Origin of the sequence: Cellulosilyticum sp. WCF-2 (assembly GCF_003990395.1) — a bacterium.
GTDB lineage: Bacteria > Bacillota > Clostridia > Lachnospirales > Cellulosilyticaceae > Cellulosilyticum > Cellulosilyticum lentocellum.
The window spans coordinates 4,501,118-4,522,883 of record NZ_CP034675.1; the positions used below are offsets into that span (position 1 = coordinate 4,501,118).

Annotated in this window: 11 protein-coding genes and 2 tRNA genes; all 13 read right to left on the bottom strand. The window is 33.3% G+C overall.

Features of this window, described 5'->3' with window-relative positions; genetic code table 11:
* Positions 1-15: 15 nt before the first annotated feature.
* Positions 16-753, bottom strand: a complete 738-nt coding sequence (locus EKH84_RS20485) for a stalk domain-containing protein (protein WP_127067730.1) — start codon at positions 751-753, stop codon at positions 16-18.
* Positions 754-1,605: 852 nt separating this feature from the next.
* Positions 1,606-1,962, bottom strand: a complete 357-nt coding sequence (locus EKH84_RS20490) for a hypothetical protein (protein ID WP_013658360.1) — start codon at positions 1,960-1,962, stop codon at positions 1,606-1,608.
* Positions 1,963-1,983: 21 nt separating this feature from the next.
* Entirely contained in the window at positions 1,984-12,132 is a 10,149-nt protein-coding gene (locus EKH84_RS20495; RefSeq protein WP_127067731.1) for a PKD domain-containing protein, read from the bottom strand.
* Positions 12,133-12,184: 52 nt separating this feature from the next.
* Entirely contained in the window at positions 12,185-13,087 is a 903-nt protein-coding gene (locus tag EKH84_RS20500; protein ID WP_127067732.1) for a stalk domain-containing protein, read from the bottom strand.
* Positions 13,088-13,260: 173 nt separating this feature from the next.
* Complete coding sequence (gene spoIIE, locus EKH84_RS20505; RefSeq protein ID WP_127067733.1) at positions 13,261-15,618, bottom strand: stage II sporulation protein E; 2,358 nt, start codon at positions 15,616-15,618, stop codon at positions 13,261-13,263.
* Positions 15,619-15,800: 182 nt separating this feature from the next.
* Positions 15,801-16,802, bottom strand: a complete 1,002-nt coding sequence (locus EKH84_RS20510) for an aromatic acid exporter family protein (protein WP_127067734.1) — start codon at positions 16,800-16,802, stop codon at positions 15,801-15,803.
* A gap of 255 nt (positions 16,803-17,057) precedes the next feature.
* Positions 17,058-17,130 (bottom strand) — tRNA-Val (locus EKH84_RS20515).
* A 4-nt stretch (positions 17,131-17,134) separates the two neighbouring features.
* Positions 17,135-17,208, bottom strand: a tRNA-Met gene (locus EKH84_RS20520).
* Positions 17,209-17,518: 310 nt separating this feature from the next.
* Positions 17,519-17,878 (bottom strand): hypothetical protein, encoded by a 360-nt coding sequence (locus tag EKH84_RS20525; RefSeq protein WP_127067735.1) that lies wholly within the window; start codon positions 17,876-17,878, stop codon positions 17,519-17,521.
* Positions 17,879-18,287: 409 nt separating this feature from the next.
* A complete protein-coding gene (locus EKH84_RS20530; RefSeq protein WP_013658367.1) occupies positions 18,288-19,310 on the bottom strand; it encodes a glycoside hydrolase family 130 protein in 1,023 nt (340 codons plus the stop codon).
* A 30-nt stretch (positions 19,311-19,340) separates the two neighbouring features.
* Positions 19,341-20,015, bottom strand: a complete 675-nt coding sequence (locus tag EKH84_RS20535; protein WP_013658368.1) for a hypothetical protein — start codon at positions 20,013-20,015, stop codon at positions 19,341-19,343.
* Positions 20,012-20,839 (bottom strand): carbohydrate ABC transporter permease, encoded by an 828-nt coding sequence (locus EKH84_RS20540; protein ID WP_127067736.1) that lies wholly within the window; start codon positions 20,837-20,839, stop codon positions 20,012-20,014. The genes EKH84_RS20535 and EKH84_RS20540 overlap by 4 nt, the downstream gene beginning before the upstream one ends.
* Before the next feature lies 1 nt (position 20,840).
* Entirely contained in the window at positions 20,841-21,698 is an 858-nt protein-coding gene (locus EKH84_RS20545) for a carbohydrate ABC transporter permease (RefSeq protein ID WP_127067737.1), read from the bottom strand.
* Between the last annotated feature and the right edge of the window lie 68 nt (positions 21,699-21,766).

Sequence of the window (21,766 nt, forward strand, 5' to 3'; positions counted from 1 at the left end):
TCCCCTCCATAACCTCTATTTACTTACAATACTTAGCTGTTTCGTATTATTGTCCCAGCTATAACTCACTTCAAATGCCCTACATATATCCCCTATTGGTAAATAAGTTCTTCCATTAATAATCTGTGCCTTTTCTAATAATGGTACCTCTATACCATTAACTAGCATATATGTTTTTCCTATGCCTATAACAATTCTCTTACTTCCTAGAATCTCTACTTCTTTTGTTTTTGCATGCCATTTAATCTGCTCTGGTGATATATTAAGTGCATATGCCAAATATCTTACAGGTACTAGTAATCTATTACTTTTTGAAATCATTACTGTTGCATCCATCTCTATAGTTTGTCCATTATATACAGCTATATTGCTATTTAATGTTAAGATTACTTGATTTGTAGTAACACTTTCTTTTTCTCTTCCTGCTGTATCATTCTTTACTCCACTATTTGTTTTATCACTCTCAGTATGATTCTCATTCTGCTTATCCTCGGAATCTTTTTCATCCCCCTTATCTTCCTTTTCCCCTTCTTCAGGCTCTTTCTCTTCTCCCTCATTTGACTCATCTGCACCTGTAGTTGTGATTTTACATATATTTCCTGCATTATCATATTCATATTCAATACAAATACCACTCTCATACTCTACCCGTACTAACCTATTAAGATCATCATAAAAATACTCTGCTGCATAAATACTATTACCCATAAGTAAAAAAATCATTAGCCATATTATTACTCTCTTCTTCTTCATATTCCCTCCCAAAATTACCAAATATAAAATAATTTTAATATATTTTAAATATTTATTCAATTATTTTAATTTTAAATATTTTATTCCGTCAAATTTAAAAGAGCTCTTGCATTAGCTGATTTTAATCTGCTAATGCGAGAGCTGATTTTTATATCTTTTATGAATAATGCTATGACTTATAATTCACTACCACAAATAATACAGGCTATACTTAAACCACAGATTTTCTGCATTTTTTAGCGTCTACATTTTTGATAGTAAAAAAAGAATACTTTCAGCGAGTCTACCGGTAAATGAATAATTCTCCTTTATCTATCCTCAATATTTTTCTCTTTTTATCAACTATAACCAGTACCTTCGTCTTTTTTTCCTAGACTTCAAACAAAGGGACCATAGCTGATTGGATTACCATTAACGTATGCCTAACGATTTAAGCTTCTACCATCTAATACATTACCTACTACTGCATCTGCATTCATAAAACGCTTAATATCTGGATTGTAGTATCGGGTACACATATAGTATAAACCATTGGCATCTGTTATAACACCTGATCGCCCATTATATTTAAATTAAACGGCACCTGAATTCACTTTCTTAGTTTGCATAATAAAACACACCCTTTCGCAACTTTTTTCATAGTTGCTAAGAGTGAGTTTATATTAGCGTTTTAGAACTTAATATTAACTTTTCATTTTCCATTCTGACCGAAAGTATACCTAGATGGGAAATTTCACACTAAAGTCTTTTAATTAATCTTTATGGGTTACATTACCTTCGGTGAGCGCCATTTCGATTAATTTACAGAGACGAGAGTTGATTAGTGAGTCCTAAAGTATAATCATAATTAAATCAAATTTCTTCGTATCGTTGATTTGAGAACCGTTGTATCCACCCATCTTCAGTATACAATTCTCCAGACAACCCATCACTTATTTCAGAAATACTTTCTCCCTCAATTTGCATATCAATATTTGAATGCTCTTCTAACATACATAGCATATTATGAATACTTAAATCTACAATTTGAGGAACAATTCTTTCTATCAACTGGCGTTGTGTAATGTCTAACTGTTCAACTTCAGAATATAATTTTTGAGAACTTTCATCTTTCATTTTACCATTTATTCTCATATCATAACTGCGTATAGTCCTATCTCTAACATCACTTATTAATATTTCTCCAAACCTACTTAACACATCACTCATACCTAAATCTCCATTCTTTTATTATTTTGAATACCATGGTATTCTAGTTGGTTGCTTTACACCTTGTCCAGCTAAATTTGATAATGAATCTTCTAGCAAGTCATTTATAAGACTATCACCTGCGCCACCTGCTTTTAAAGCCTCTCGAGCAATCCTTGTATGTTCATCCAATGTGTTGGGTCTACCGCTTTCATATAACTCTTTAAATAACTCACGTTGTTTTGATGTCATCTTTTGATGATTCAGTCCATTTCGTTCCATAAAATCTTGGCTTATAGAAAACCCTACATTAGGGTCATATTTAGAAGCTCCTTTAAAACCAGCCTTTGCATGTACATGATGGCCCCCAACATCCCCATACTTACCAGTTCCTGAATATCTGCCACCCTTATCAGCAAAGAACTGTAAATCTAATTTATACTTAACATTTTTCGTCTGTTCTACAACAGTATCTTCTACTGCTTCTTTAATATTTCGCTCTGTTGCCGTTTGTGCTACTTCTCTTATGTTTCTTTCTGTTGCTTGCTGTCCGGCTTCTCTTACTGTTCTTTCTGCCGTATTTTCTGTAACCGAACCCACTATTTTAAAGCTTGTTTTTTCTGCTAGCTGTTTTGCTATCTCTTTACCAGATTTAGCACCAACTTTACCAAGCACATCTGATATGAGTTTTCCTGCTGTTTTTAAGCCTTTGCCTAAGTATTTTACACCTTTAAAGATTAGGTCCGCACCAAAAACACATCCTAAGTAGAATGCTGCTTTTCCGTACTCCCCTTCCTTTAAATAATTAACTGCATTAACAGCATCTATTATATCTCCAAGTACTGGCATAAAGCCTGCTACATCTAACCAGACCTCATTAATGCCTTCATCTTCTTCTTTTTCTGGGCTTAGTCCAAAGGGGTCGCTATAGTTGATTGGATTACCATTAACGTACGCATGACGATTTAAGCTTCTGCCATCTAAAACATTACCTACTATTACATCCGCATTCATAAAACGCTTGATATCTGGATTGTAGTATCGGGTACACATATAGTATAAACCATTACTGTCTGTTATGACACCTGAGCGTCCATTGTATTTAAAGATAACATCATTACTTCCTTGATGATCTACTAATTCACCATATGCTGTGTAACTAAATCTGTCTGTTACTTCGCCTTTACTATTTGTAAGTGCTGTAGTGCTACCTCTATTATCAAAGTGATAAATGAAATAATGATCTCCTTGCTCCTGGGCCAATAAACCTTTGCCATAGATGTACCATGTAACAGGTTCACCCTCTTCTATTTGTGCAATGGTCCTAGGCAGTTCATAGTTGCTATCCACTACATAAGCTGTTCGTTTACCCTCTTCAATAACAGCAATACGATTGTTTTCACCATCATATTCATAGATGGTGTCTCCTGCTCGAATCAGCCTATTTCTAGCATCATATTCAAATTCTACCCATTTACCATTTAGTGGACCATACGTCAAGTTACCATCTTGATCATAAATAACTTTCTTACCATTATAAGTGCTTAACCTATTATCTTTATCATAAGTCATGGCTACTGTTTCTGAAACAACTGCTGAGGCTTTTACACCTCCTTGTGCTTTGGTTTCTTCTACAATATTGCCTGCTCCATCATAAGTGTAACTATAGCTATTAATGACTTGTCCTGTACCCGTTTTATCAATAATGCCAACAAGCTGACCTAGAGCATCATACTGATTGATTTGAACACTGCCATCTGATCTTATCGTTTTTTCTAGTCTGCCATTAATATCATAACTATACTTGGTTTTTCTACCTGCCCAGTCCTCAACTTCTGTTACTTGATTCACTGCATTATAGCGATATTTAACTTCCTTATTATTGGAGTAAATCACTTTGGTGACATTTCCTACTGCATCATACTCATACCTAATAGCCATACCATTAGCTTCTATATATTTGATGACACGATTCAAAGCATCATATTCTCTTTGAATACTATTTTTCTCATCTAATACTTGAAGGACATTGCCATTAGCATCATATCTATAGCTAACTTTACCTACTTCATCTGTAAAAGAAGTGATTCTGCCTGCTTTATCATAAGCATAGGTTGTATTTTGCCCTCTACCATTAGTACTACTTTTAAGTTGATCTATATTATTATACGTATAACTATGGCTATATCCAAGACTAGTGGTCTCTTTTACCATTTGTCCTGACTGATTATAGGTATAAGTATAGCCACCACCTCCTGGATCTGAATAGGACTTCAATTTTCCACCTAAGGTATAAATGGCCTTAGAAATGCCTTTTTCAGGATCTTCTACCTGACTTACGTTGCCTGTCTGATCATAGGTTATTTTAGTGGTACGATTTAAAGCATCTACTACCTCTATCACTTGATTTAATTGATTGTAAACATTGCTAGTAGTATATCCTAATGCATCTGTGGTACTTACAAGATTATTCAAGCTATCATAAGTATTAGTAAACAATCTAACCCCAGCAGCATCAAAGTCACTGATGAGATTACCATATTCATCATATTCTCTTCTCACAGTGCGACCTAAGGAATCAGTAGCACTTATTAAACGTCCTAAAGCATCATACTTAAAGGTAGTTGTGTTGCCATTTGCATCTGTAATAGCTACTACCCTATCTTCTTTGTCATAAGTGTAGGTCGTTACATTACCTAATGCATCTGTTACTGTCGTTAAGTTATCATTTAAATCATAGGCATAGCTTGTCATATACCCTCTTGCATCAGTTTCATTTACAAGGCGTCCCCAATTATCATAAGCATAAGATCTAGTGTTGCCTTCTCCATCCTTACTCCAAATCAAATTACCTGCTTGATCATAGCCGTATTGTGTTAGATGACCTTCTGCATCTTCCTTACCTGTTAAATTCCAAGCTTTATCATAGCTGTATTTGGTGCTGCCTTTTCCTACGGTGTCCATAGTCCTTAATTTTGTGTTTTTAAAATAGCCATAAATAACTTTTTCACCATCTGGTAAAGTCATTGCATCTAAGCTGCCTCTTGTGTCATAGTGGAAAACAGTTATCGCACCTTTTGTATCTACGGTTTTAATGAGATCTCCTATATAATTATATTCTTTTAATTCAAAAGAACCATCGGGATAAATAGTTTTAATGAGTCTATCATTGCCATCATAAATATAGTGGATTGTATTTCCTTCACAATCTATGGCTTTAACCAGATTATTATTACCATCATATTCAAAGTGTGCGGTGTTCCCTTTACTACCTGTTATAGTGAGCTGATTACCTCTGCTGTCATAGGTATAGGAAGTTTTATAACCTAATGCATCTGTAAGACTTAATAGGTTTCCTTTATGGTCATATTCATAAGTAGTTGTATTACCTTCTCTATCCGTAGTTGTTTTAAGCCTACCAGCTTCATCATATGTCATATGATTCGCATTACCTCTAGAGTCAGTAACACTTGTTAATAAACCATTTTTGTAATCATATTTGATTTTTCCTAAGCCTACTACCTCTTCTGATAAAATCCGGCTGTACTCATCATATTCATATTGAGTCACTTTACCAGACGGTTCCCTCATGGTTAATATTTGATTGTTTTCATTATAGGTAAAGTAAGAAGCTTCTCCTTCTTCATTAACAATACTGGTTACATTTCCATTGCCATCATAAGCCATATATGTAACTGTATTTTCTGGATCAGTTATTTTAGTAACCTGATTATTCCCATTATACTCATAGGTTACTTCAACATCTCCATTGGTGTCAGATACCTGATTACCTTTGCTATCATAAGTTAATGTTCTTACCTTTGTTCTTGCTTCACTTACTTCTTCTGTTTCCATAATGAGAAGGCCATCTCGATTATAAACATAAGTTTTATTATGACCTAGTCTATTTTTTACTGTTACTATATATCTCCAGAAGCTTTTATCATCATAAGTAAAAGTAGCAAGTTCATTACCTGACCTAGCATCATCTTGAATAAGTACCCTTCCTTTTTCATCATAAGTATTCGTCAAATAGGTAATGCCCTCTGCATTGGTCATTGTATGAATGTGATATTTACCTGTATAAGTATAAGTTTCAGTCTTTCCATTCATATCTGTCATACTTACTAGCTGACGGTCAGAATTATAATCAAACTGAACTATTCTGCCTACTCGGTCTGTTACACTTCTTAAAAGTGTTTGTCCATCATAATTAAAGGTTAATCTAATATTGCTATTTCTTTCAGATACAGAAGAAAGAACGTCATCTTTGTAGCTTAAGTCTAAAATACTTCCACCCTTAGGTTGAATACTGGTGAGTCTACCTTTATTATTAAAGGTAAATTCCTGTTTATTAACATCTGTATAAATATACTGTTCTCCTGACTTGACACACTGTACATCTTTTAAGTCTGGTGAATTAGAGGTATATATACCATTTCCACTCTTATCAAAAAGAAAAAGTACATTAACTGGTGACAAGTGAAGTACTAATACCTTTGTATTGCCTTCGATTTGTTCTAACTTCATTTCATAGTTATGGTACCACCCTGGCCCCATTTGTTCAGGTGTTTCGTCTTCTCCCTGTTCTTCTGGCGTTAATGATGAATAATAAGCTTCGAAAGTAACTTGTCCTAAACCTTGAAGCGCCATTAGTGTTTTTGTAGTCTCTTGTCCTCCTGTAACAACGTTAACTGGGTCTTCCACTAATTCTGGCTCTGCTATGCGGTATTGTGGATTATGTGCTGGAATAACAGAAATACTTACCGGAATGTCCATGGACTGAGAAGTTACATAGGCCTCAATAAGCTTATTATATTTTCCATCTGGTGCACCTATACTATTATTGTATACTAAATATATACTTTCTCCAGGTTCAAGTACTTCTACAGTTATAGCTTTATCACTCTCTTCAATACCTTCTATATTAGCAAAATCATGAATATCTAAATCTGGGATATGGACTTTATCTATCTTCATTTTCTCGCCTTCTTGGCTTGAAAATTCATCATATTCTTTTCCTACTTGATTAGATCTATCGTTCTCACCTGCCCAGTCTAAATAACCTCCCATACAATACGTTCCAATGGCACTTGATTGCTCAGTTCCGGTCATCCATTGTAAATTATAAATAGGCTCTGAGCTAGTATTAATAATTTGGAAATAAACATAATAGGGTACACCGGTATATGCTGCATCTTCTACTTGTACGTTAACTGCTAGTCCTCCTGGCTTAGACACAGTTACAGGTTCAGATGTTCTAAATATTGCGCTAATCTTCTTTCTGAATGGCATGAGCATACCATTATAATTAACATCAATATTATATTCACCGGGACTATCTCCTCTTACAAACCAGCTATATTCTGCTTTTTCGCCCCCTGCTAAGTCATCTAGTTTTACTTCTGCCATTTGATTTCCTTGGTCATCTACTACACTTTTGTTACCACCTAGCATTTGAACTAGAGAGAGTCCTGGCGGTAATTGAATTTCTATAGTAGAATCTTGAACTACAAATTGTGAATCACACACATTTTGCACAGTTACAGACACATTAAAGAATTCTTTTAGCCAACTTATTTTCTGAGGTACTGTAATAGTAGAAATAGCTGGTGGCTCATTACTCCCCTCGGGGGCCGGTATAGCTTGTATATATGTTGAAGTACTAGCATTTCCGGAATAATTTCTTAGGGGACCTACTACATAATTACTAGCATTAGCGCCACCTCCTCCTCCACTCTCATTAGTACTACCATGATATATTATTTCTCCTTTTGAATTACAAATAATAGGTAAATCTAATTCTTGAAATGTTAAATGAATATTAAAACTAAAAGAGTGTTGATTGTCTGGATTTGAAAGATCTATACCTGCCTCTTGCATTTCTTCCATGGTCATTTTATGAACTTGGATATCTCCAATAATAGGCTCACCTTTCGGTAAACGAATCGTTTGTTCACTTACTCTTCCTCTCGCTACCTTCATATTCACTTCTTTAGGTAAGTAATTAGTAGCATAGGCAGCAATATTATAGTTTCCATCTCTTTGGTAAATAGATACCATTCCTGATTGATCTGCTCGTAAGATAATTAAATCTTCTGATCTGATACTGGGTGCATCAACATATACTAAAGCATTCGGAATAGGTAGTCCTGTTTCTTGATCTAACACTTTTAAACGAATTTCTCCTGTTAAATGTGCTGAATAAACATAGACATTTATACTTGCTGAATCTGTATTACCATAAGCATCTTGTACGGTTAACCTAGTTTCATAGACACCTTCTTCTTCAAATACATGTTTCGGAGCTATTCCTGCTCCTTGTTTACCATCACCAAAGTCCCATTTATAACTCACAATCTCATCATTATCACTTGATAACGAAGCATCAAATACCACTGCTCTTCCTGTCATTGCTGCCATACTATATCCTAGTCTAGCTGTTGGTGCATAGGGGTCTTGAGCTAGTGGAATAACTGTTATTTCATTACTATTGCTCTCTCTACCATAAATATCCCTAGCCGTTATTTTATACGTGTAGGCTTTTTTGGGCGAAATCATTTTATCTATATATTCAACTTGCTCAGTTTGAGCGATTAATGTAAAATCTCCATTTAGCCCTTCTTTTCTATATATTTTATAGCTTCGAATTAAATGGGCATCTTGCTCTACTTTCCAATTAAGTTGTACCTGCCATGGTCCTGGCTGTCCACTTATCGTTGGTGCTGGCAACTTCCCTGTATTTAACTCATACGATACCTTCATATCTATACTTCTATTTCCTGTTGAATCTATTGCATAACAACGTAGATTATAAATACCACTTTCAAGTTTATCTGTTTCCCACTTAAATTCAAATATACCTGATTTTTCATCAGTCGCTATGGTGTCGATATTATTCCATTCCAGTTCTCCTTGCTTTTGATAGTCTAATACCACCTGCCCCAACTTATAATTATCATATATAGCTACACTTATAGTTGGATTAATAGCTATTTTAGCATTGTTACTTGGTGCAATACTTGTAATAGTCGGTGCCTGAATATCATTAGAAGCTATTATTTCTACTTCCTTTGAAAATTCACTACGATTTCCTGCGCTATCTATACAGTTGATTTTATACTTATAATTCTGTTTAGGTTTTTTATCTGGTTCTCTATAATAAAGCGCTTGTAAATTAGCAGCTACTTGCTTATATGTAGCTTCTCTCTCATCATATTTATAGACATCGTAGCCTACTATATCTTCTTCTTGACCTTGCAACCAAGTTAATACTATTCCTTCAACATCTTCTTCCACCTTTAGCCCTAGTGGCACCTGTGGCGCTGTACGATCTACAACATATTCTACAAATGACGCCTGTTCATTCTCTATACTCCTATTTCCTTCATTATCTACAGCAATCCCTCTTATAAATATACTTCCTTCATTAAAACTTAGTAGGGATAGTGTAGCACTAGCTTGAGCCTTTTTTTCATTATTAATATTTGTACTAGCAAACTCTTGCCAGTTTAAACAATCTAAAGAATACTGAAAGATAATATTCTGTAATGCATGATTATCTTCTGCCTGTATAGAAATGTTTACTTCTTTATTCAATCTACTAGAACTTGGAGAAATTGCTGTGATACAAGGTATTTCACCATCATTAGTCGTGCGTATACAAAGTTCTTCTGATATACCTGCTTCATTTTTCCATATGTCGTATCCTATAACTTGTACAAGATAATCTGTTTGTGGCACTAAATTACTTATATTAGTTCCTAATACATTGCCCGTCTCAATACTAGTAATAAGACTTCCATCTTGCGGATTTTTTAAATAAACTATAAATTTTTCGAAATCCTCAATATCAAGTTTATCCCATTTTAACATCATTTGTGTACTTGAAGTTTCTACTGTATTAAAGGTAATTGTTTGACAATTAGGCGCAACAATCGTATATGTTCTTATAACTTCTTCTATATTAGTGTTATCAGAAGTATCTGTAGCAATTGCCTTAATAGTTAAAGTACCTTCCTTTTTCGGATTTGTGAAACTAAATATAGCTTCTGATTGATTAGAAACTGTATCGATCTCTATCCATTTGCCTTCTTCATTTAAATATTGTAAGGTAGTACTTTTAATACCGATATTATCCTGTGTTCTTACAGTAACAACAACTTCTTTTCCTATTTTACTTTTATTAGAAGGGACTATCCCTATTACCTCTGGTGGAGTTGTATCTTTCAAAGCTATAGCCATTATAGATTCACTTGCTTCTCCTATAATGCCAAACCGTGTTTTAGTATATAATTTATAGTAATATTCTTTCTCTGCTTCTATAGCCTTATCCAAATAACTATTAGCCTTTCCCGTTTCAATTGTAGCTAACTTAGTATATACTCCATCTCTTACTTCTGATCTATGTATTTCATAATAAGCAATACTATCATCATCAATTTCTTGCCAACTAATTTCAATTTGTTTTTCTCCCGGTTCAGCTTTTAAGCTGATTACTTGAGAAGGTTTTGTCGTATCAACTACATAGTTTAATTCTTTAAGTATGTGAATACCTCTTTCATCTTCCATGCTTATTCTAACTACATAATTCCCACTTATAATATCCTCTAAATCCCATATAGCACTATAGCTAATACCTCCTTCTATCTGGCTCCCCTTGATATTTTCCTCTGGAATACTATAATACTCACTCTCATTAGTATATTCCACTTTTAAATTGCATTCCTCTAAACTATTATTAGTCATATAATTTATCTTAAAGTTTACACTATCACCACCAATAGTACTTTGATTAGTTGGAGTCACTTGTGAAATATAGGGTTCCATAATAATGGTATTTACTTGATTACCATTTTCAGATTGTATCTCCCCTTCATAAATTGCAGCAACTGTATAATTATAGAGGGTCTGATAATCAATATTAGTATCTTTAAAGGTGTTTTCTTGAGTTTCCTCTATTTCTACACCATTTCGATATATCTTATAGCTTTCTATTGGAAGATTCGTATATGGCTTATACCACTGTAACTTAATACTATAATCTTTCTGCTCTTTTATTAATAATGTAGTTACCGGTAAAGGTTCATTAACCTTAGTTCCTCGTTTATAGTTAATTATCCCTTCACTATTAAACTTAATATTTATAATTTCCGGCAAAATACTATAGATGCTAAATTCATCTGTTTCTTTAGGAATAAAATAAGAGTTCGGGCGACTAATAGCCCTTGATATAACATCTCCACCTGCCCATGCACTAATAAAGTCCCCATTTTCTCCCTCTACACTATTTCCTTTTTTCCAATATCCCTCATTCCATACAGCAAAATTTTCATGTCTTGGACTTCCATCTTTTACATAATCAATACTGGCAAATGTTGTAAAAAATGCTCCTTGTGAATCTTCTGTTAGAATAGACCATGGTTCCTCATACTTATAATAATTTGTTGACCATGTAATATTTATCTCTTCAATTCCTAAAGCATCTATCTGCTCCTTTTTATTTACAATAGCATTATATACATTTTCATTACTTTCATCTGAGCTTTCATAGTAATACTTATCCTTATTTATTAATTCATACGGCTTAATTGTACCGTTTTCATTAACTTGTATAATATCAAGCATCATATAAGTATTGCTTGCTGGCATATTTAGTTCTACTGAATGTTCACCACTGAATAACTGGGGGCAAATATAATATATTGTATGTCCCCATCCATAGTTTCCCACATATGGAATAGTATCAACCAGTTCTCCATCAATAATAACTTGAACCCCTTGATTTCTGCCATAATGGCTCTGTACAGCAAGTATAAATTGAGATCCTATAAAATTAAACCTCGCTCTCCCCTCCTTGCCTGTTCTTGAATTACGTGTTCCTCCATTTAAGAAATTTCCATGGTCACCATTATGCCAATCATCCATATTTTCATACCAGATATTTTTATTATCATCATCAAACACATTCCATCCTGGAGCATTAAAGTTAACTTGGATACCTAATTTAGGTATATACTCACTTAATTGATTTATCTGTAATGCAGATGCTGTGGTAGTTGTAACATCCCCCTGTGTTGCTTTTATACCAATATCATTATTTGTTATATCAATAGTCTTTTCTCCATAAGTATATTGTAAAAGTAAGATAATAGTTAGCATGATACAAATTACTCTTTTTTGCATTTTCATTATTTTTCCCCTTATAATTCATTATCTTATTTTTAAACCCTATCTAGTTTTTCTAATAAATAAGTAGTTGTTTTAATGTATTATCCCAACTGTACTTCAATTCAAAGGCCCTACATATATCTCCAATAGGCAAATACGTCCTGCCATCTATAACTTGAGCTTTCTCACTAAGCTTCACCTGTTCCCCATTTACAAGCATGTAATCTTTATTGATGCCTATTTTAATCTGCTTTTCTCCTTGAATGACTGCTTGCTTATTATTCTTATCCCATATAATTTGATCAGGTGAAATATTAAGTACATAAGTAATGTATCTAATAGGAACCATTAAACGATTATTTTTTGATACAAACACAGAAGCATCCATCTCTATCTTCTGATCATCAATTTCTAATACTTTATTTTTTAATGTAAAGAGTAGTTTAGTATACTTGGGACCATTTCCATTGTTTTCGTTATTATTATTCTGGTTTCCACTGTTCCCACTATTTCCGTTGTTATTACCTTGGTTTCCATTACCCCCATTATTTCCATTGCCATTACTCTGGCCTCCGCTATTCCCATTGTTATTACCTTGGTTTCCACTCCCCCCACTATTTCCGTTGTTATTACCTTGGTTCTCGCTATTCCCACTACCTCCATTGTTATTACCCTGGTTTCCATTCCCCTCATTATTTCCGTTGTTATTTCCCTGGTTTCCGCTATTCCCACTACCTTCATTGTTATTACCTTGGTTTCCATTATTTCCGCTATTACTATCCTCTTTTTTAGTTCCCCCTGTAGTAGTAACCCCTATAATATTGCCCGCTTGATCATATGTGTATTCTATTACAACCCCAGACTCATATGTAACTTTTGTAAGACGATTCAAATCATCATATGTATATGTTTCTGCTTGTACTAGTATCCCCATACAATAGACACTTAATAAGAAAACTCCCCAATGCTTTTTCATATTTTCCCCTTTTGCAAGTATTTTCTAAATATTTTATCATATTTTTGTCTTAAATCCAATATTTTCATCAAATTATACTTATTTCAATTCTCAATATATATTTCCAGAAAAATTTTCAATATAAAAGCCGTTATAAAAGGAACTTTATCTCTTCCTCTTATAACGGCTTTTTATTAACATTGTTTCCAAACTCTCGCTACAATAATAGTCATATCATCATTTTCTTCCCCAGCTAGAAGATTCCTTGTCTTCTCTAGCAAATAACTTGCTAAATATTGAGGATTATTACTTTTTGCTTCTCTTATAAAGTGTTTAAAGGTTTCTTCTTTATTAAGGAAGTCATTTTTACTTTCTAAAATACCATCTGTCACCATGATCACCATGTCACCATCTTTAAGCTGCTTCTTACAGCTTACAATATCAACGCGGTCCAAAATGCCAATAGGTAAACTACTTGCTTTAATGGTGGTTACTTCTTCATCTCGTACTAAGAAGCTCGTAGATGCTCCTAGTTTTAGGAATTCAGCGATGCCTGTATATTCATCTACCAAGGTAATATCCATGGTAGAGAAGTTATCTATATCTGATTTTAATACTAGGGCTGAGTTAATCATTTTAACGGCAACTTCATTTTTAAAGCCTGACTCCATAAAGCTTTCTAACAGCTCGATGGTAGCTGTACTTTCTTCATTAGCAAGTTTACCACTGCCCATACCATCAGCTAGGGCTAAAAGGTATTTGCCACTTGTAAGCTCCATAAAGCTATACACATCTCCTGATATGTCTCCTTTAGCTGCTACTGCAGCACCTGCAGTAATGTTAAACTGCTTTCTAATACCTAATTTAAAATAACAATATTTATCTTCTATATGATACTCATATTTAATGACATCCACTTTTAAGTCTAAAGCTTCTTGAATCCCTTGTATTAAACGCTCCTTGAGATCCATTTCCCCTTTATAATGGACATAAATATGAATCTCTTCTTTACGGCCATTATTTTCTAGTACCATGATATCTTTGGTTCGAATGCCCTTCATATGTAAATGCTCCCTAATATTTCGTTCATCTTCTTTATTAAAGTAAAACTCACTTTGAATATTAGAAGAGAGTTTTTCAATACTTTCAGAAACGGCTTCAAACTGCTGACTAATAAGCCCCCTAGTTTCCACAAAACGCTTTTGCCATTGGCGTTTCAATTTAAGTAGGTCCATTTTAAAGCCTAAAGTAAAGGCAAAGCTTTCTGCGTTAATACAGGCATTTTTAAATTTTACAGGGATATCTGCTACTGTAATACAGCCTTTTTTCTCTATGGTATCTAACATATCATAGCTAGAAGCATAGGTATCTTTAATATAATCCTGCCAGCAAAAATGGTTCATAGAGCATTTTTGACAAATACATTCTCCTGTATCTTCTATCATATTTTGAATATCAGCTTGTCCAAAATGAACTTCTTTATCCGATATACGCTCAAAAGTCTTACTTAAGTCATTAAAGGCTTTTGAGAAATGATTCAACCTCTCAGTAATAATGGTTTGAACATGTATCAGGTGCTTTTCCTCATCCACATCTATACCATAGCCAAACCAGTCTCCTAGTCCAAGATAATTTCTAGGAATGCACAAACTCATCACCACTGCTCCCACATAAGCCCCTACAATAGGTAAGTCAATCACCCTTTGATTAAATAAAGCAAAGCCTAAAAGCAAACCTAAACCTGCAGCAAAAACAATCCCTACTCGATCCAAAAAATAAAATAAGCCGCCAATGAGTGCTGCAAATAAGTAAATCGCTACAAACTGTGTAGGCATATAACCAATAACTACTAAGACGGTACTAATGATTAAAGTCATAATAATCCCACTGCTCATTCCCCCTAGGAAAATTACAGAAAGAATTAAAATAAATATAAAAACATCCTTGAAGTAAACTCTCTCAAAAAAGGGTACTATCATATAAAAATCCATCATCCCCCCTAAGAGCCCCGCTATTAGGAAACTCATACTAGCCATTTCGTTTTGAGTTAAAGGAGTTGTCCTTTTCTTATCTAAGACTTGGATACTATAAGCTAATATAGTTACCAATCCCATAGCCACTGCTGTCTCTAGTAAACATACTGCCATGCTATAGATCGTAGCTTGTCCTATAAGAAGTGACATCAAGGAAATAATAAATGTACTTAATCCCGTTAAAACAGTTTGATTCTTTGTATTACACTCACTACCAAAAAACTGCATTCCCATGCGAAAGCCCATTAAAAGTAAAAGAATAAGAATATACCTAACTAAGATGGTATCTAATTTCCCAACTGATAATAACCCCAGAATACCTAATACAGCTCCCCATCTTCTCGTTTGCTTGTTCAGATACATTGCTCCAACATAAGCAATGCCCAAGGTATAAAAGCCACCAAACAACTGGATTCTCCCCATAAAAAATGCCATGCAACATAGCATTACTGTCATCCAATTAATCCCTTTTAATAATTCACTTACTGCTATCTTTTTTTTCTCTTCTGTATTAATCAACTTAATCTCTCCCTCCTGCAGCAATATTAATTATACAAACAGTAGGATTAGATTTTTGTAAATATTTGGTAAGCAACACATAAAATTTTGCGACATATTTTATTGATTTACAAACGAAAGGGTGAGTATTTCCCAGGAAAAGCTTTTCTCCACTTGATACTGCTTTTTATCTTGTCGAATGCTTAAGTTAAATCGTAGTAACTATTATATTCTTTTCTTTCTTTATCGTTTAATTTATCCTTGAAAGCTTTTTTAATATCTAAAAAGTGTTCCATATCATTTAAAAATTGATAAAGCATGGCTCTATTTTCAAACTCTTCTCTTGAACTAGGAAGTACGCTTTGCTTGAAACCTTCTTTTAAAGCGTCTAATTCATCTAATAGCACTTCTACCACAATCTTTCCTTTAACAGAATCTGCTACTCGTCTTGTAAAAGCTGCTACCTCATAGCCTTGCTCTACATTCATAAATAAATGTGTAAAGTGTCTTAACATATATTGAAGTACCTGAAACTGACTACTTCGCATGTTGAAATATTTCTCATATGGCGAATCAAAATTTAAAAAATAATTATTGGCATTACGATGTGCCCTCTTTTCTCCATTGGAAAGATGCATTTGTAGCTGTTCAAGTATTTTATCTGTTTCTATAGTAGTAGCTTTCTCCTCTAAGGTATCAGCCATATATGTAAAAAGTTGATACATCTCTTCCTCAATCGCACGTTTATCCTTTAAAAGTTCGGTTTCTATACTAGGCATATATAAATTAAGCACTAAAGCAACTCCCGCACCAACAATCATTAATAAAAGTTCATTGCCTATTAAACTGATACTTGTACTTTGTTCCCCTAATAAATGCGTTACTAAAACAGAGGCTGGTACAATTCCTTCTGTCATCTTAAATCTAGCAGCTATAGGAATAAAGAACACTAGATATAATCCAAATACATAAGGTCTGAAACCTAAAATCTGAAATAAAATACTTCCTATCAATAAAGCTACGCAAGTAGCAATAAATCTTCTAACTGCTATTTGCATAGATTCTTTCTTAGTACTCTGTATACTTAAAATGGTAATAATACCTGCTGAAGCCATATATTTAAGTCCTATAAGGTCTGCTATAACCATAGCAATACTGGCACCTAAACCTGTTTTAATCGTTCTTACTCCAACGATTCTTTTCATTTCCTTTCCCTCCTCATTTTTATTCACTTCACATTTAACTTACACTACAATTTATAAGCTATACTACTATAGATATAGATTAAATTATGCCTATTCCAATATGCTTAGCATATAATAAAAGGTATCAATGTATAAGGTAAGCGTTCATACATCTCTCTTCATTCTTCATATATCTCTACCTCTATTTTACTTTACAAGCAGCAAAAAAAGAAGAGCTATAAAACTTTAAAGTTTTATAGCTCTTCTTTTAAGAAATGGTCGCTATAGGGCTCGAACCTATGACCCCCTGCTTGTAAGGCAGGTGCTCTCCCAGCTGAGCTAAGCGACCATAGTAGCGGAAAAGGGATTTGAACCCATGACACCACGGGTATGAACCGTGTGCTCTAGCCAACTGAGCTATTCCGCCATATTTTTTCTGTGCCTCAAGCACTTTTGTAGTATATCCTATTACTTGTCATAATGCAAGTGTTTTTTTCATTTTTTATGTTTTTTTATTAAGATTTTATTCAGTATTATTTTCCTAGTATGGTTTACAGAAGATTTACTTATACTACTATTATAAAATGAAGCAAACCTCTTTATTTTATAGTGCTTTAGCGATACCTCACCTTATAGGTGGTTATTAACCACACGGACTATGTTGTTTGGCTTTAGCAAAGATCTTATTAACCAATAAAATCCACTCTATTAAGAGTGGATTTTATACTTATTTTTAATTACATGAGTCCTTGCTTTCTAAGTTCACACATCAATTGTCTGTTGAAATTTTCACAATCCTTTGCGCTTCTTTCACGATCTCCTGGTATATTCGGTGAATAAGCTATATACTGCCTAAGTACTTCTAGCTGTTCTTCTTTCCCATTACTGTAAATGCGCTCATGTAAATGCCCCCCTGTCCCATGGATTGCATAATATTCTACATAGGGCCCATCTTCATTTTCTTGCATGACCACCTTAAGCAGCCATTCTCTAGCAGGAATTGTTTTCTTGTTACCTATAAATAGGTCTTCTTCATTAAGTAAGTTTTCTGCTGATGGAAATTTCCTAGTAAACCTTTCTTTAATCATATTATACATAATCCCACCCCCCTTAATTAATATGCAGGTGTATAATATCTTTTATACATATATTATACTATATGAGTTAAAATTTTAAAAGTTTTATTTATTTTTTCTACTTAGTTAACATTTTTATTTTTTATATTTATTTATTTTTCACAAATATATTTTATATTTCGTTGTTTCTAGGTGTATATTGCACAATTTCATTTTTCAAGATACTTCACTTCTTAAAACTAAACCCAAGCCTTTTTCTCCCCACTTGATTAGTTTATTCTAGTACTATCTCATTTATGCCTAATAATATATATCTCTTTTGATTTTCAAAAACAAAAAAGCATAAAAGCAACCTTCAGTGTATCTCACATTTAATCACAAGGTTATCTTTTATGCTTTTCTATAATAAAAATACTATTATTTATTGCTATTAACGCTTTCCAATCTCTTTATCTTCTTCAGTTAATACACTATGTTCTTTAATATAATCAACAATTTCTTCAAGCTTTGTAAAAGCAAGCCCTACATAGCTGTCTGCTGCACCATAATAAATAGCTATTTTTCCAGTAGCTGAGTCATGAACTGTTGCACATGGGAAAGTAACATTTGGCACAAAACCACGTTCCTCAAACCATTCTTCTGGTGTTAGAAGGAAAGTTTCACATCTATATTTTACAATAGAAGGATTATCTATATCTAAAATAGCACCACCTATACTGTAGACATAGCCATTACAGGTTCCTGAAACACCATGATAGAATAAAAGCCATCCTTCAGTCGTTTCAATAGGAGCTGCACCACCACCAATTTTCAGTGACTCCCACCATTGTTTTCCTTTACCCATAACGTGTCTATGTTTTCCCCAGTAAACAAGATCAGGGCTTTCACTTAAGAATATATCACCGAAAGGTGTATGTCCACTATCGCTTGGTCTAGATAGCATCATGAAATTGCCATTAATTTTTCTAGGGAATAATACAGCATTTCGATTAAATGGTAAGAATGGATTTTCTACTCTTACAAAGGTTTTAAAATCTGTTGTTTTTGCCATTCCAATGGCTGCACCATAAAAGTCTTGACACCAAATAATATAGTAAGTATCTTCAACTTTGACTAAACGTGGATCATATGCGTAGATTGGCATAAAAGGATTGCCATCTTCATCTATAAAAGGTATTTTGTTTTCATCAAAATCCCACTTAATTCCATCTTTACTTCTTCCCATATAAATATAAGGAATGCCATTGGTTTGTTCTCCACGAAATACACCAATAAATTCATCTTCATAGGGCATTACTGCGCTATTAAATATTCTAGCTACACCCTTTACTGGATTTCTTCCGATAATAGGATTTTCTGTATATCTCCATATAGGAGCTCCTACTATCCCTTCTGGCTTTTCTTGCCAAGGTACATTTTTCACTTCTGGTGATAACATTTTTAATTCACTCATTTTTAATTTACCTCTCAGTCAATTTTCATCCTACTTTTTCTGTGTTATTTCTAAATTAGCACATTTTCCCATTGCGTATTTTACTAACTGAGCATATTCTCCTTCTTCTTCTATTCCATTTAATTGCTTGTAATAAAGCATATGCAAAAACACTACGAGTTCTATAATAAATAAGAATATAAAACCTGAAGCGAGTAAAATTTTTACAATAAGTCCTTGAAAAAAGAAAGTAAAAATAACCATTGCACTAAATAACGGGATTAATAAAGTTGGCTTATAAAACATACAAAACGCAACTTCTACCAATGTCATTTTATTAGCTATAAACACATAAAACCCTGCAATATAAAAGATCATAGTAAGTAAAAGAGCTATTATAACTAAGCAAAGTACCGCATACATAGTCATCTCTAATTTTACTGCAACCATTATTCCTACAATATTAAATAGCAAAATTAAATTAACAGGAATAAAGCGAAGTAAACATAAGGCTTTTTTGAATTCTCTAAAAAAACTTTTAATAATACTGTCATTAATATCAAATTCGTTGTAAATAATCATTCTCCCAATAACAAATGCTGCTGCAATAGATGGAATCATAAGTAAAGTCCCTGATAAAAGCGTAATGCCAAAACATAAAACACTTACGAATAAAATGACATGTATTGCGGACATTACCTTATAAAGAAGAGATTCCTTCATCATGACTTCACTGCACCTGCCAATCCATAGAAAATATATTTTTGTAAGAAAATATATGCAATACCTATTGGAATAATACCAATGAGAATCGCCGCTGCTACAATTTCAAACGGTGTTGCCGTATTACCAAAGAATTTATAAAGTGCTACGGTAAAGGTCTGTACATCTTTTCTTAAATAAAGATTTGGAACGTAGAAATCATTATAATATCCAATTCCATTCAAGATTAAAAGCGTTGTACAAGCTGGCTTTAGAAGCGGAAGAATAATCTTTCCATAAATTGTAAAATAATTCGCTCCATCAATTAAAGCTGCTTCATCTAATTCACTTGATAAAGAATCAAGTAAATTAAACATAATATAAATACCTATAATACCTACACCAGAATATAAAATAATAACACTAGGCATTTTATTTACTAATTTAAGCTTATACATAATTTGAAACACTACTGTTTGCGTTGTTACAAGAGGAATGAACATAGTCATGGTAAATAGCGCCATGATTAATTTCTTCAATTTAAATTCAAAACGATGGAGCACATAAGAGACCATAGTTGTAAACATGATTTGAATAGTTAATGAAACGCCTAAAATAATAGCGGTATTAACAAGTGCTTTTCCAAGATTACCTACTTTTATGGCATATTTAAAGTTATAACTATTAAACCAATTTACAGGTCCTTGAAGTACACTTGTCGTTGCATATTCGGTACCAGTTTTAAAGGCCATAAAGATGAGTGGAATGATTGGAATAATAACAAAACATGCTGACAATATTAAAAACAGATAACGGAATACTTTAAATCCTTTACTTTCTTGTATCATTCTATTCCTCTCCTCTCTTAGTTACTATATTTTGTAATAGTACTGCCAGTACTACAACAAAGAATACAACAACAGATAAAGCTGCTGCAAATCCTAAACGACTATCTGAGAATGCACTCTGTTGGATTTGAATAACAGGTGTAACTGTTCCATTAGAACCATTCATCATAATATAAGGTATTTCAAATACTTGAATAGAGCCAGAAATGCTCAATAAAATATTGATAAATAATACATTTTTAATAAATGGAATAGATATATATTTAATTTCTTGCCATTTTGTACAACCATCTACTGCTGCTGCTTCATATAATTCAGATGGTATAGTCTGCAAAGCGCCAAAGAACATAATAAAGTTCATACCATAATAACGCCAAATACTAATAGAAGCTATAGATGGATTAACTAATTTTAAATTCTGTAACCATTGTGGTCCATCTATTCCTAAATAACCTAATAATGTATTTAACGTACCTGAGTTATTAAAGAAGATAATAAAAATCGTAGATACAATAACACCATTAAGTAAATAAGGAATAATTAAAATAGATTTAAATACATTAAGTCCACGGAATTTTCCGTTTACTACAATCGCCAAACCGAATGCAAAAATCAGTTGTGGTATAGCTACAACCATGTACCAAAGACAATTTTTGAATACTTTAAGATATTGTGGATCTGTAAAAATACGTTGGTAGTTTTTTAGCCCGATAAATTTAGGGGTACCTACACCCTTATAGTTCGTAAGACTCCAGTAGAAATTGGTGAATATTGGAATATACGAAAAAATCAAGAGGTGGATAACGGGTATAATTAAAAATGTAAATATAATGATTCTGCTATTCTTATCCTGTCTCATTTTTGGCTCCTTCCCTGCTAAAAATATATAACATTAAAGAGGGGGAGGCATCCTCCCTCCTCTTTAAT

Bases quoted from the DNA above. Each gene is read 5' to 3' on its own strand.
- EKH84_RS20485 (WP_127067730.1), bottom strand. From the start codon at position 753: ATGAAGAAGAAGAGAGTAATAATATGGCTAATGATTTTTTTACTTATG.
- EKH84_RS20490 (WP_013658360.1), bottom strand. From the start codon at position 1,962: ATGAGTGATGTGTTAAGTAGGTTTGGAGAAATATTAATAAGTGATGTT.
- EKH84_RS20495 (WP_127067731.1), bottom strand. From the start codon at position 12,132: ATGAAAATGCAAAAAAGAGTAATTTGTATCATGCTAACTATTATCTTA.
- EKH84_RS20500 (WP_127067732.1), bottom strand. From the start codon at position 13,087: ATGAAAAAGCATTGGGGAGTTTTCTTATTAAGTGTCTATTGTATGGGG.
- EKH84_RS20510 (WP_127067734.1), bottom strand. From the start codon at position 16,802: ATGAAAAGAATCGTTGGAGTAAGAACGATTAAAACAGGTTTAGGTGCC.
- EKH84_RS20525 (WP_127067735.1), bottom strand. From the start codon at position 17,878: ATGTATAATATGATTAAAGAAAGGTTTACTAGGAAATTTCCATCAGCA.
- EKH84_RS20530 (WP_013658367.1), bottom strand. From the start codon at position 19,310: ATGAGTGAATTAAAAATGTTATCACCAGAAGTGAAAAATGTACCTTGG.
- EKH84_RS20535 (WP_013658368.1), bottom strand. From the start codon at position 20,015: ATGATGAAGGAATCTCTTCTTTATAAGGTAATGTCCGCAATACATGTC.
- EKH84_RS20540 (WP_127067736.1), bottom strand. From the start codon at position 20,839: ATGATACAAGAAAGTAAAGGATTTAAAGTATTCCGTTATCTGTTTTTA.
- EKH84_RS20545 (WP_127067737.1), bottom strand. From the start codon at position 21,698: ATGAGACAGGATAAGAATAGCAGAATCATTATATTTACATTTTTAATT.